This is a genomic window from Sphingopyxis sp. L1A2A (genome assembly GCF_005502465.1).
Classification (GTDB): Bacteria; Pseudomonadota; Alphaproteobacteria; order Sphingomonadales; family Sphingomonadaceae; genus Sphingopyxis.
Genome location: NZ_SCOT01000019.1, coordinates 46,661 through 58,402 on the forward strand (window position 1 = coordinate 46,661; position 11,742 = coordinate 58,402).

The following is an 11,742-nucleotide window of genomic DNA, read 5'->3' on the forward strand; positions in this document are numbered from 1 at the left end:
ATTGCGGGCTGACTAGACCCGATTGGCAGGGACGACAAGGGGGTGATCGGGGGTGCCGGGCGCGAAAGCCGCTGGCAGGGCACGAGGCAAGGCGCTAGGGCGGCAGCGATGAGCGAACGCGCCGCCCAACCCGCCGTCACCAGCCGCAGCGTCGCGCGGGGGCTTGGCACCACGGTGCTCGCGCGGCTGGGCGCGGTCGTCGAAATCGTCGCGCAGCCGCTCTATGTGCTGATGTTCGGCCTTGCCGGCTATGGCCTTTACGCGGTGCTGTGGGCGACGATCAACCTGCTCGAAAATATCTTCGACACCGGGATGACCAGCGCGATGCAGCGCACCGTGCCCCAATCGGCAAGCGATGCCGAAGCGGCAGCGGCGCTGCGCACGGCGATGATTTTTGGCGTCGGGCCATGTATCGTCGTTGCTGCCATCATCGCCGTCTTCGCGGCCGACCTCGGCCCGCTGCTCAATGTCGCAGCGAAGGACCGCGCCCTCGTCACTCCCGCGATCCAGATTTTCGTCTGGGCGCTGCCGCTCTGGGCTTTTGTCGAGATCGCCACGTCGGCGCTGCGCGCCCGCATGGTGTTCGGTGCCGAAATCCGGCTGCGGATCGTTTGGGAACAGGTGCTGCGACTGGTCTTTGCCGGGCTGTTCTTTGCCGGCGGGCTCGGGCTCAAAGGGCTGTTCATCGCCCATCTCTGCTCGCTCGCGATCACCGCGATCCTCTGCGTGCGCCTGCTCACCCGCTATTACAGCTTTGCCGACCTGTGGCGCGGCCCATGGGTGACCGAAACAACGCGCAACACCTTTTGGGCCGGGCTGTCGATCCTGCCGTCGAACATCATCGCGCGGCTGTTCGGCGACGCCCCGGCGCTGATCCTCAACCTGCTGTTGCCCGGCGCGGCCGGCGCCGCGGCGGCGGGCCTGTTCACCATCGCGCGCAAGCTGTCGAGCGTCGTCCAGCTCGTCCGCATCGCCTTCGTCTATGTCATGGCGCCATTGGCCGCCAGCGCCGAGCGCGAGGATCGGGCGCAGGTTGCCGACATCTATGCCTATGCAACGCGGCTGATCTCGGCGATCGCGCTGCCGCTCGCCGCAGTGCTCGCGGCGGGCAGCGCGTCGCTGCTCAGCCTGTTCGGCGCGCAGGCACAGTCGGCACAGGCGGCGCTGGTCATCCTGCTGTTCGCGCGCGCGGCCGAGGCGGTGCTCGGCATTTCGTCGCCGGTGCTGCAGGTCGTCTCGGCCTTTCGCCACCAACTGACCGCGAGCGTCTTTGGCGTCGGGGTCGCGGTCGGCGCGGGCTGGCTGATCGTCGGGCATATGGACGCGCTGACCGGCGTGACGCTGGCGACCTCGATCGGCCTGGTGGTGATGGCGGCGATCCCGACGCTCCAATTGGCGATGAACGAAAAACTCCATCCGTTCGATCGCCAGTTTCCGCTTGTCGCGCTGCGCGGGATGGCCATCACCGTCGCCGCCGGCACCGCCGCCTTGCTGGTCAGCCGCCTGCCCGATCCGGTGGCGTTGCCGCTGATCGTCGCGATTGCGGTCGCGTCGATCTGGATCGCGATCCGCTTTGCATTGCCCTATGCCGACCGCGCCTCGCTCGGCAAGGCGGGACGCAAGCTGCGCCTGATCGGGAGCGAGGCGCCATGACCGCCCCCGCCATCCGCGTCGCCATCTATGATCTCGACCGCACCGTGCTGCGCAAGCCGACCTTTACCCTGTTCCTGCTATGGGCGGCCTGGCACGAGGCACCGTGGCGCCTGTTGCGGCTCCCCGCGCTCGCCGCATTGATGATCGGATACGCGCTGCGCCTCTATGGCCGCGACGGGTTCAAACCCGCGGCTATTCGCTTGATGCTGGGCCGCCACCTGACCCCGGCGCGCGCCGCCGGTCTCGCGGCACGCTTTGCGGCGTGGCGCGTGCCGCGCGATGTGCCGCCGGGCGCCGCGGCGGCGATCGCGCGCGACCGCGCCGCGGGGTACCGGCTGCTGATGGCGACCGCGGCGCCGGAATTTTATGCCGGCGCCATCGCCGATGCGCTGGGTTTCGACGCCATCGTCGCCTCGCGTCACCAGCGCGACGCCGCCGGCAACTGGTTGCCGGGGCTCGACGGACCCAATTGCTATGGCGCCGAAAAGGCGCGGCGGGTGTCCGAATGGCTCGATGCCCATGCGCCCGGCGGCGGCGGTCATATCCGCGCCTATTCCGACCATATCAGCGACGCGCCGACCTTTGCGCTCGCCAGCGAGGCCTGGCTGATCGGACGCGGCAACAAGTTCGCCCGGCTGGCCGAACAACATGGCTGGCAAACGACCGATTTTGAAAATGTTGCGGCAGGCGCCGTCGTCGAGGCTCGATAATGCGCATAGTCTTCCTGTTCATCGGCGAACCGCACCAGATTTTCCACGCACTGCCGATCGCGGCTGAGATGGCGGCGGCGGGGTCCGACGTCGAGGTGGCGGTGGCCAGCGCCGGGCATCTGCCGGTGGTCGAGCAGGTCGCGGCGGCCTATCCGGGCTTTGCGCCGCGCATCAAACTGCTGGGTCAGCGCGGGATCAGCCGCTGGCTGCGCGATCGCGCGGTCATTCGCCATCCGCGCCTGCCCATCCTGTTCGGCGCGCTGCGCTTTCTTCGCCAGTTTGATGCGATTGTCGTGCCCGAACGGACGACGACCGCGATCCGGCATTTCCTGCCGCGGCGCACCCGCCTGATCTTTACCCCGCACGGCGCGGGCGATCGCGCGATCACTTTTGATGCGCGCGATCGCCATTTCCATTTCGCGCTCGTCGCGGGCGAAAAGAGCGAACAGCGAATGTTGGACGTCGGCACAATTCGTCCGGGTCGCTACGCCGTCAACGGCTATGTAAAACTCGACCTGATGATGCGCCTGGAAAAAACCCGCGCGCGCCTGTTCGCCAACGACCGACCGACCGTCCTTTACGCCCCGCATTTTCGGCGCGACTTGTCGTCGTGGGATCGGTTCGGGCGCGACGTCATCGCCTGGTTCGCCGCGCAGGATCGCTACAATCTGGTGGTCGCGCCGCATATCCGCCTGTTCGCCGAGGCCAGCGATGCCGACCGCGCCGCGGTGACCGCGCTTGCTGTTCCCGACAAGATCCTGATCGACCTCCAGTCCGACCGCTTGTTCGACATGAGCTATACCAGCGGCGCCGATGTCTATCTGGGGGATGTGAGCAGCCAGGTTTACGAATTTCTTGCCACTCCGCGCCCATGCCTGTTCCTCAACGCCCATCACGCCCAATGGGCCGACAATCCCGACTATCTGTTCTGGACCCTGGGCGATGTTGTGGACGATCTGGCCGCGCTGCCTGACGCGCTCGATCGCGCCGCCGCCCATCATCCGCGCTATCTGGACGCACAGCGCGAGCGGCTGGCCGAATCGATCGGCGGCGATCCGGCGGGCGCGGCGCAGCGCGGGGCCGACGCGATCGCGCGCTTTCTTGCAAAGGACGCCGCGCAGGATAAGAGCGGCTGATGAGCGAACCAACGACCCTGCCCGCCCTGACGCTGATCGGCGACAATTCAACGCCCTTGTGGGGGATGTCCAACGCCGAACGGCTGCGCCGGCTGGCGCGCGCCGAAGGTCTGCCCGAAACCGCGCCGGCGTCGGGCGCGCAGCTGACCGTCAATCTCGACTATGTATTCGATCCGGTGTGGCTGCGCCATATCCTGACGCTGCCCGGCACGGTGGTGATGGACGGCGACGCGCTGGTGATGGCGCATCTGACCGACGGCCTTGGTCCCGACGATATCGCCGCGCATCGCGGTGCGCTGACCATCATCGATTACCGCGACAATCCGCAAATCTACAACCGCCAGCTGCGCAAGCTCGAATGTCCGTTCATCCAGCGGCTGACCCCGGACACCCGGCGCGCGATCGAGCGGAAAAGCTATTTCGGCGCCTATAAGGGCGTCACCGACCTGCTCACCAAATATCTGTGGCCCGAACTGGCGCTGTGGCTGACGCGGATTGCCGCGAGCATCGGGATGACGCCGAATATGGTGACCGCGATCGGCGCGGCGCTGTGCATCTATGCGACCTATTTGTTCGCCTATGGCCATTATTGGACCGGGATGCTCGCCGCGTTCATCTTCATGGTGTTCGATACCGTCGATGGCAAGCTGGCGCGCTGCACGATCACCTCGTCGAAATGGGGTAATGTCGCCGATCATGGCGTCGACCTGGTCCACCCGCCCTTCTGGTGGTATTTCTGGGGCGTCGGGCTTGGCGCCTGGGGCCTGGCGCTCTCCGACCAGACCTTCCTGCTGGTGATGATCGCGGTCGTCGCGGGCTATGTGCTCCAGCGCGTGATCGAGGGGATGTTCATCAAGGATTTCGGCATGGACGTCCATGTCTGGCGCCGGTTCGACAGCCAGTTCCGCCTGATCACCGCGCGGCGCAATCCGAACATCGCGATCCTGTTTTTCGCCACCCTCGCCGGGCGCCCCGACCTCGGGCTGATCGCGGTGGCGTGGTGGACGATCATCTCGCTGGTCGTCCATGCGGTGCAACTGGTGCAGGCCTATGCGGCCCGACGCGCCGGGCGCCCGATCATCAGCTGGATGGAAGAAGCATGAACGGCACGATCGCCAAATTCGGTCACCCCGCGACGCTGATCGCCGAATATGATCATTGGGTCGTGCTGCTGCGTCCCGCCCAGCCAACCCTCGGCGCGCTGGTGCTCGCGGCGAAATCCGACGCGACGGCGTTCGGCGACTTGCCCGCCGCGGCGCATGCCGAGCTCAAGACCGCGACCGCCGCAATCGAATCCGCGCTAAGCCAGGCGGTCGGCTATGCCCGGATCAACTACCTGATGCTGATGATGGTCGACCCGCACGTCCATTTTCACGTTCTGCCCCGGTACGAAGGCGAACGCAGTAGCGCGGGGTTGACGGTGGCCGATGCAGGCTGGCCGGGGCAGCCCGACCTCGCGCAAGCGGTGAAACTCGACGACGCCCAAACCACCGAACTCGTCGGCTGGCTCAAGCCCTATTTCGCGTAGAGGCCCTCGGCCGCCCATTTGGCGGTAAGCGTGTCGGCGGCTTCGACATCCTGCGGGAAATCGACTTCCTGCCACTCGAGCCCTTCGATCGACACGGTGCCGACGCGGTTGCCCTTGGCGATGACGTCGATCGCGCGCAGATACCAACGCTCGACCCCCTCGGGCGTGCGCATCATCTGATCGACCTGGTTGCGGAAAATCGACGGCCCGTCCCCGACGAACGCCAGCATGCCGATCGATTCGGCGTTGGTGTCGGGGGGCAGCAACCGCTTGCCGATGTGGTGCAGGCGGCCCTCGGCGTCGCGGTTCACCTTCATATCGTCGTCGTCATAGTCGGCCTTGACGTCGACGGTGACGGTGATCGGCTCATTGGCGCCCGCGATCAATTTCGCGACGATCTCGTCCGAAATGATGGTGTCGCCGTTCAGGATGATGAAATCGCGGTCCATTTCCTCGCGCGCGATCCAGCAGGTGCCGAGGTTATCGGCGACCTGAAAGAAGGGGTTGAACAAAGTGCGGATACGCACCCCGGTATCGCGGTACAGCTGGAGCGCATGATCCTCGACGCGTTCGGTGCGGAACCCCGTGACGACGACGATGTCCTTGATGCCATTGGCGGCGAGCGCGGCGACCTGCCAGCCGATCAGCGTGCGACCGTTCAGGTCGATCAGGCATTTGGGGATGTCGCGGGTCAGCGGCAACAGGCGCGAGCCCTGCCCGGCCGAAAGGATGATGGCTTTTTCGATGCTCATAGCGGCTGCCCTATAGCGCCTTGCCGCCGCGCCGCAAATATCCGCTCGATCAGCTCAATGTCGGATGGCTTGTCGGCGTCGATGCACGCCTCGGCCTCGGACATTGGCACGACCCGCGCCTTCAGCCCGAAGCGCAGCCCGGCGCGCGCGACGCCCTGCTGGATCGTGAAGAGGCGGAGCAGGGCGCCGATCAGTAGCCATGGACCGAACGCCGCGATGATCTTCAGCCCCTTTTTGCGGTCGCGTTCGATGCGGCCCCAGAAATCGAGCAAAGGCAGCACCCGCCGCCCGCGCAGGTAGAACATGTTCGCCCCCGACCACCAGCCGCCGCGGAATTTCAGCCAGGTGCGTTTGGATTCGGGGTAGCGCGCGAGCAGCACGGCGCGCTCGACCATCGCCACCGCGACATCGCTATCCTCGGCGCCGCGCAGGAATTCGGCGATCATCGTCGGGGTGAGCAGCACATGGTCGGCAGTCGTGACCAACAGCGGATCGTCGCCGGGGGGCAGCGCCGCGGCGAGCGAGCTGCTGATCCCCTGCCCCGAATCGGCGAAATGCAGGTCGGGCAGACCCGCCAGCCCCGGCTCCGCGGCCAGTTCGGCACTGCTTTGCGCCAGGATGGTGATTGGACCCACAAGCGGCGAAGCGCGTAGCGCGCCGACGACATGGACCAGCATCGCGTGGCCCGCGATCGGCAATAGTGCTTTCGTCGACACCCCGCTGCCGGTCAGCAGCGGATCGGGACCGGGGCGACTGCCCGCAAGGATGATCGCCGGGATCGCCGACGTCATGGTGCAGGCGGCACCCGCCGCGCGGTCGCGCCGCGCAGGAAATCGGTCACCTCGGGCAGGATCGGTCCTTTATACGCCAGCGGCCGGGTCAACGCCATGACCAGGTCGTTGTGGCTCAGCCCGTCATATTCGCGCAGCGTCGCCGCACCGCCAACCTTGTGCATCGCCGCGGCCAGTCGCTGGCTGTTGCGTACCCGCACCACAGTGTCGGCGGTGCCATGCCCCAACCACAGCGGCGGCGCATCGGCGCGCACAAAATGGATCGGCTGGGTCTGTTCGACCGGGCGAATGTCGCCCATCGCGACATCGGCGCGGCCGCCCTTTTCAAAGGGGAAAAAATCGGTCGGTCCGGCGAGCGAGACGACGCCGCGGATCACCGACACATCGCTGCCCGCCGCCTTCAGCCACTGCGGGTCGAGCGCCAGCATCAGCGAATTATACGCCCCCGCCGAATGCCCCGCCAGCGCCATACGTCCCGGATCGCCGCCATATATTTCGATATTTTTCTGGGTCCACGCGACCGCTGCAGCGCTGTCTTGCAGGAAATCGGGCCAATGGCCCTCGGGCACCAGGCGATAATCGGGGATGACGACAATGAAGCCCTGTTTGGCAAAGGCGCGGCCCGCGAAGCCATAATCGTCGCGCTGGCCGCTGTACCAGCCGCCGCCGTAAAGCCAGACCAGCACCGGCAGCCTATCGGTCTTTGCCGTTCCCGTCGGCACCCAGATGTTCAGCTTGTTGCGTGTCCCGGTGCCATAGGGCTGCCCCACCACCTGCAACGTCGCGCCGTCGGCATCACCGAGCAGCCGGTCGCCGAGGTTCAGCGATTTCGCGCCGCCCGCCGCGATCATCCGCGCCGCGCCGCCAAACAGCAGCACGAGCAGGATCGCCACCACCAGGAATTTGATCAATCGCCGTCCTTTGGAAACCCGTGCTGTCATTATTGCGCCCTACAAGGCGGTGACGCGGGGAACAAGCAGCGCGGTGAGTCCACACCCTGTTTCGTCACCCCGGACGTGATCCGGGGTCCATGAATGCTCAGGCAAGGTATGCGGGATAGGGCCGATGGATCCCGGATCACGTCCGGGATGACGAGCGGCAGAGAGGAAGACCGCCACCTTTTTCGCGTTCATGCGTAGGACAGCGCGATGACCAGTCCCTTCACCCGCCCCGCCCTGCTCTGCAACACCCAAAGCGGCAGCCATGACGACGCTGTCCGCGACCAGATCGCCGAACTGTGCCGCACGCATGGCGCGCCGCTGGTCGCGACCTTTGCGCTGCCCGACGGCGATATTCCGGACGTCGCGGAGTTGCAGCGGCAGGATATCGACCTGCTGCTGGTGTGGACCGGCGACGGCACGATCAATGCCGCAGCGACGCGGGGGGCGGGCTGGGACGGTGCGATCCTCGCGCTGCCCGGCGGAACCTTGAACCTGCTCTCCAAGGCGTTGCACGGCGACCGGCCGGTGTCTGAGATTTTGACCGATGCCCTGCAAGGCAGGGCGCGGCGCAGCCCGATCCCCACAGTCGTGTCCGACGCCGGCACCGCTTTCATCACCGTCGTCGCTGGTCCGGCAACGCGCTGGGCCGAGGTGCGCGAGACGATGCGGCAGGACGGGCTGATCGAGGCGAGCCGCGCCGCGCCCGACGCGCTCGACGAGATGATGAACGCGCCCGGCGTCCGCATCGGCGCCGACAGCAAGGCCTATCCCGCGGTGATCCTGACCCCGACGCCCGGCGGCATCCGCGCCGACGGCATCCTGACCGAAGGCACCGGCGACGTGCTGCGTCACGGCCTCGCGTGGCTGGGCGGCGATTTTCGCGACGGGCCGAGCGAGCCGGTCGCGAGCGGCGAAATCGTCGTGCTGGAAAGCGACCAACCGATCAGTCTGGAATTCGACGGCGAACTGGCAGAGGTCGCATCGCCCGCGAAATTTTCGCTCGGCACCAGCGCGGTCGACTTCATCGCCACCGCATGACGCGGCTTTTCCACATCAGCGACCTGCATTTCGGGCTGGAGGATCGCGCCGCGCTCGACTGGTTCCGCGAATGCGTCCGCCGCGAACAACCCGACGCGGTGCTGATCACCGGCGACCTCACGATGCGCGCGCGCTCCCACGAATTTGCCGCAGCGTGCGACTGGATCGAGACGCTGGATGTGCCGGTCACGGTCGAGGTCGGCAACCATGATCTGCCCTATTTCAATCCGCTCGCGCGCTTTTTCTGGCCGTATCGCCGGATCAAGCGGATCGAGCGGCTGGTCGAACGCGAATTGAACCTTGCCGGGGTCGCGGTGGTGCCGCTGAAAACGACCGCCCGCGCGCAGTGGCGGCTCGACTGGTCGAAAGGCTGGGTGACGCGGAGCGCCCTCGCCAAAACGCTGGCCGCCATCGACGCATTGCCCGGCGGGACCACTGCGCTGGTCACCGCGCATCACCCGCTGGTCGAGGCCGGCACCAAAGGCCGCGCGCTAACCCACGGCGGCGCCCGCGCGCTTCAGGCACTCGCAGCGCGCGGCGTCGCGGCGGTGCTGACCGGCCATGTCCATGACGCGTTCGACCTGATCGCGCCGACCGCGGCGGGTTCGATCCGGATGATCGGCGCCGGCACGCTGTCGCAGCGCATCCGCTCGACCCCGCCCAGCTTCAATGAGCTGCGGATCAAAGACGGCGACGTCACGGTCCGCGTCCGCAATATCGGCGCGGTGCCGACCCCCGACATGCAGATCGCGGGCGTGCCCCCCGACGCCCTGCCCCCGCGCGCGCCAGACGAGCCCGTGGCGCCGATCCACGCCGTTCCGCCGGTCGATCCACCGGTGCATTGACGCCGCGTCTCATCGCGTTAGGTTGCAAGAAAAAACGGGATGAGGATAAGCGATGCTGACCAAAGGCGACGATTTCCCGCTGCACCAGAGCGCCGAGCCGATCGCGTTCGCCGGCACCGACCGCAATTTTTACGACCGCTATTTCTTCAACGGCTATGCCCCCGACGGATCGATATTCTTCGCCGCGGCGATGGGATTTTATCCGCAGCTCGGCATCGTTGACGCGGCGTTCTGTGTGCTGATCGGCGGGGTGCAGCATAATCTGCGCGCCAGCCGCCGCTCGGCGGGCGAGCGGCTCGACCTGGCGGTCGGCCCGATCGCGATCCGGATCGACGAGCCGCTGGAGCGGCTGACGCTGACCATCGCCGCGAACGACGGCCCGCTGACCGGCGAGCTGCATTTCACCGCGCGCCATTTCCCGATCGAGGAACCGCGCTTTACCCGCCGCAATGGCACCCGCCTGTTCATGGACTATACCCGCATGACCCAGAACGGCCATTGGTCGGGGTGGCTGGCGGTCGATGGTCGGCGGATCGAGGTTGGCAACGACTGGGCCGGGACGCGCGACCGCAGCTGGGGCATCCGCCCGGTCGGCGCGTCGGAACCGCAACCGCCGCCGCAGGGCAATTTCCACCAGTTCTTCTGGCTGTGGACGCCGTGCAATTTTGCCGATCGCTCGCTGTTCTTTCACAGCAACGACGATGGCGAAGGCAGCGCGTGGAACCGCCGCGCGGTGCTGGTCGGCGGCGCATCGAGCAATGGGGGCGGCGAGCGCCATTATGCCGACCCCGGCTTCACCGCCGAATGGCAACCGGGGACGCGGCGGCTGACCCGATTGACCGCCGATTTCGATCGCAGCACTAGCCTTACCCTCACCCCCAGCGGGCCGCTGTTCGCGATGAGCGGGCTGGGGTATACCCACCCCGTCTGGGGCCATGGCTTCGATCATGGCGGACTGGACGTCGCGCACGACAGCCTGTCCGAAGCCGAGCGGGCGTGGGGCAATCCGCTCGCGATGCACGTCCAGGCGCTGGTCCGCGCCGAACTGACCGATGGTGACCGCACCGATGTCGGGGTTGGGGTGCTCGAACAATTGTTCGTCGGCCCGCACGCGCCGACCGGCCTGACCGGACTGATGGACCCCGCCGCATGAGCTTTCCAACGTCGCCCGACGCGATCAGCGCCGAGTGGCTCGGCGTCGTGCTTGGGCAGTCAGGGCGGTTGAAGGGGTTCACCGCGGCCCAGGTCGGCACCGGACAGATGTGTGACAGCTACCGCCTGACGCTCGATTGGCAGGATGGCGACTGGCCGGATGGCGCCGACGCCCCCGCGACCGTCATCGCCAAATGCCCGAGCCACGACGAGGCCAGCCGCAACATCGCCAAGCTCACCGGCACCTATGTCAAGGAAGTCAGCTGGTACCGCGAGCTCGCCGCCGCGAGCGGGGTTCCGGCGCCGCGCTGCCACCATTCGGAGATCGCCGACGACGAGGTCGAATTCATCCTCATCCTCTCCGACCTCGCCCCGGCGCGGCAGGGCGATCAGCTGGCGGGGCTTGGCCTCAATGGCCTTGTGCCGTGCATCGCGGCGGCGGCGAAGCTGCACGCGCATCTGTGGAACGATCCGCGGCTGGCGCAAATGCCATGGCTCGCGCGCGACAATGGCGATCTGGTCCGCGCGCTGTTTCCGCAGCTCTATCTGGGATTTCGCGAGCGTTATGCGGCGCGCCTTGCGCCCGAGATCCTCGACGTCGGCGCGGGCATTGTCGCCAGGCTCGACGCCTATCTGGCGCGCGAAGCCGCGGCGCGAACGCTGGTCCATGGCGACCTGCGCATCGACAATATCCTGTTCGCTCCCGACGGCGGCGCCTGCTGGCTCGTCGATTGGCAAACGCTGGGACGCGGCAGCGGCGCCACCGATCTCGCCTATCTGGTCGGCACCAGCATCGCCGACCCGTGCGAGCGCGCCGCCGCCGACCGCCCCGCCTTCGACCATTGGCTCGCCGCGCTTGGGGCGAACGGCGTCGATCCCGACCCCGCGGCGCTGTGGACCGACTATCGCGTCGGGGCGCTGAGCGGCTATTTCATGGCAGTCTTTGCCTCGATGAACGTCGAACGCACCGACCGCGGCGACGAAATGTTCGCGGTGATGGCCGAACGCCCGGCACGGCAGGCGCTGGCGCTGGGGAGTCTTGAGCTGCTGTAGGGCGTTACGGGCGATGACCGGTTTCGACCGGTTGCGGACATTCTTCTCCCCTCCCTTCCAGGGAGGGGTCGGGGGTGGGTGGCCGCCGAAGGCGGCGCTCTGCCTCGGCTCGCTAGCGCTCGCACCCACCCCTAACCCCTCCC

Annotated in this window: 12 protein-coding genes; 9 read left to right on the forward strand and 3 right to left on the reverse strand. The window is 67.1% G+C overall.

All coding sequences use genetic code 11. The features are described from left to right. Positions 1–108: 108 nt before the first annotated feature. From FFS68_RS11895 to FFS68_RS11915, 5 genes are read left to right on the forward strand one after another with little or no spacing between them, the layout of a single operon-like run. On the forward strand, positions 109–1,653 hold the full coding sequence (locus FFS68_RS11895) for an oligosaccharide flippase family protein (protein ID WP_137753412.1): 1,545 nt from the start codon (positions 109–111) through the stop codon (positions 1,651–1,653). Further along, positions 1,650–2,363 (forward strand): HAD-IB family phosphatase, encoded by a 714-nt coding sequence (locus tag FFS68_RS11900; RefSeq protein ID WP_137753413.1) that lies wholly within the window; start codon positions 1,650–1,652, stop codon positions 2,361–2,363. Before FFS68_RS11895 ends, FFS68_RS11900 begins: the two co-directional genes overlap by 4 nt. Then, positions 2,363–3,499 (forward strand): CDP-glycerol glycerophosphotransferase family protein, encoded by a 1,137-nt coding sequence (locus FFS68_RS11905; RefSeq protein ID WP_137753414.1) that lies wholly within the window; start codon positions 2,363–2,365, stop codon positions 3,497–3,499. The genes FFS68_RS11900 and FFS68_RS11905 overlap by 1 nt, the downstream gene beginning before the upstream one ends. After that, the gene (locus FFS68_RS11910; protein ID WP_137753415.1) at positions 3,499–4,602 is read left to right on the forward strand and encodes a CDP-alcohol phosphatidyltransferase family protein; all 1,104 of its coding nucleotides are present in this window, start codon (positions 3,499–3,501) and stop codon (positions 4,600–4,602) included. Before FFS68_RS11905 ends, FFS68_RS11910 begins: the two co-directional genes overlap by 1 nt. Then, positions 4,599–5,027 (forward strand): HIT family protein, encoded by a 429-nt coding sequence (locus FFS68_RS11915; RefSeq protein ID WP_137753416.1) that lies wholly within the window; start codon positions 4,599–4,601, stop codon positions 5,025–5,027. Before FFS68_RS11910 ends, FFS68_RS11915 begins: the two co-directional genes overlap by 4 nt. Here FFS68_RS11915 and FFS68_RS11920 read toward each other — a convergent pair. Genes FFS68_RS11920 through FFS68_RS11930 form a run of 3 tightly spaced genes read right to left on the reverse strand, consistent with a single transcriptional unit; the run spans position 5,015 to position 7,481 of the window. Further along, a complete protein-coding gene (locus FFS68_RS11920) occupies positions 5,015–5,779 on the reverse strand; it encodes a phosphocholine cytidylyltransferase family protein (protein ID WP_137753417.1) in 765 nt (254 codons plus the stop codon). The genes FFS68_RS11915 and FFS68_RS11920 overlap by 13 nt on opposite strands. Beyond that, positions 5,776–6,570 (reverse strand): nucleotidyltransferase family protein, encoded by a 795-nt coding sequence (locus FFS68_RS11925; RefSeq protein WP_137753418.1) that lies wholly within the window; start codon positions 6,568–6,570, stop codon positions 5,776–5,778. Before FFS68_RS11925 ends, FFS68_RS11920 begins: the two co-directional genes overlap by 4 nt. After that, the gene (locus FFS68_RS11930) at positions 6,567–7,481 is read right to left on the reverse strand and encodes an alpha/beta hydrolase (protein WP_249340139.1); all 915 of its coding nucleotides are present in this window, start codon (positions 7,479–7,481) and stop codon (positions 6,567–6,569) included. The genes FFS68_RS11925 and FFS68_RS11930 overlap by 4 nt, the downstream gene beginning before the upstream one ends. Before the next feature lie 237 nt (positions 7,482–7,718). Here FFS68_RS11930 and FFS68_RS11935 point away from each other — a divergent pair, with 237 nt between their 5' ends. From FFS68_RS11935 to FFS68_RS11950, 4 genes are read left to right on the forward strand one after another with little or no spacing between them, the layout of a single operon-like run. Beyond that, complete coding sequence (locus FFS68_RS11935; RefSeq protein ID WP_137753420.1) at positions 7,719–8,549, forward strand: diacylglycerol kinase family protein; 831 nt, start codon at positions 7,719–7,721, stop codon at positions 8,547–8,549. Next, positions 8,546–9,394 carry a metallophosphoesterase gene (locus FFS68_RS11940; protein WP_137753421.1) on the forward strand — a complete coding sequence of 283 codons (849 nt, stop codon included), beginning with the start codon at positions 8,546–8,548 and terminating at the stop codon, positions 9,392–9,394. The genes FFS68_RS11935 and FFS68_RS11940 overlap by 4 nt, the downstream gene beginning before the upstream one ends. A 52-nt stretch (positions 9,395–9,446) precedes the next feature. Next, a complete protein-coding gene (locus FFS68_RS11945; RefSeq protein ID WP_137753422.1) occupies positions 9,447–10,547 on the forward strand; it encodes a hypothetical protein in 1,101 nt (366 codons plus the stop codon). Next, on the forward strand, positions 10,544–11,599 hold the full coding sequence (locus tag FFS68_RS11950) for an aminoglycoside phosphotransferase family protein (protein WP_137753423.1): 1,056 nt from the start codon (positions 10,544–10,546) through the stop codon (positions 11,597–11,599). The genes FFS68_RS11945 and FFS68_RS11950 overlap by 4 nt, the downstream gene beginning before the upstream one ends. Positions 11,600–11,742: the final 143 nt, after the last annotated feature.

What these genes read in the sequence shown, in the direction of transcription:
- FFS68_RS11895 (WP_137753412.1), top strand. Translation starts at nt 109, where the DNA reads ATGAGCGAACGCGCCGCCCAACCCGCCGTCACCAGCCGCAGCGTCGCG.
- FFS68_RS11900 (WP_137753413.1), top strand. Translation starts at nt 1,650, where the DNA reads ATGACCGCCCCCGCCATCCGCGTCGCCATCTATGATCTCGACCGCACC.
- FFS68_RS11905 (WP_137753414.1), top strand. Translation starts at nt 2,363, where the DNA reads ATGCGCATAGTCTTCCTGTTCATCGGCGAACCGCACCAGATTTTCCAC.
- FFS68_RS11910 (WP_137753415.1), top strand. Translation starts at nt 3,499, where the DNA reads ATGAGCGAACCAACGACCCTGCCCGCCCTGACGCTGATCGGCGACAAT.
- FFS68_RS11915 (WP_137753416.1), top strand. Translation starts at nt 4,599, where the DNA reads ATGAACGGCACGATCGCCAAATTCGGTCACCCCGCGACGCTGATCGCC.
- FFS68_RS11920 (WP_137753417.1), bottom strand. Translation starts at nt 5,779, where the DNA reads ATGAGCATCGAAAAAGCCATCATCCTTTCGGCCGGGCAGGGCTCGCGC.
- FFS68_RS11925 (WP_137753418.1), bottom strand. Translation starts at nt 6,570, where the DNA reads ATGACGTCGGCGATCCCGGCGATCATCCTTGCGGGCAGTCGCCCCGGT.
- FFS68_RS11935 (WP_137753420.1), top strand. Translation starts at nt 7,719, where the DNA reads ATGACCAGTCCCTTCACCCGCCCCGCCCTGCTCTGCAACACCCAAAGC.
- FFS68_RS11940 (WP_137753421.1), top strand. Translation starts at nt 8,546, where the DNA reads ATGACGCGGCTTTTCCACATCAGCGACCTGCATTTCGGGCTGGAGGAT.
- FFS68_RS11945 (WP_137753422.1), top strand. Translation starts at nt 9,447, where the DNA reads ATGCTGACCAAAGGCGACGATTTCCCGCTGCACCAGAGCGCCGAGCCG.
- FFS68_RS11950 (WP_137753423.1), top strand. Translation starts at nt 10,544, where the DNA reads ATGAGCTTTCCAACGTCGCCCGACGCGATCAGCGCCGAGTGGCTCGGC.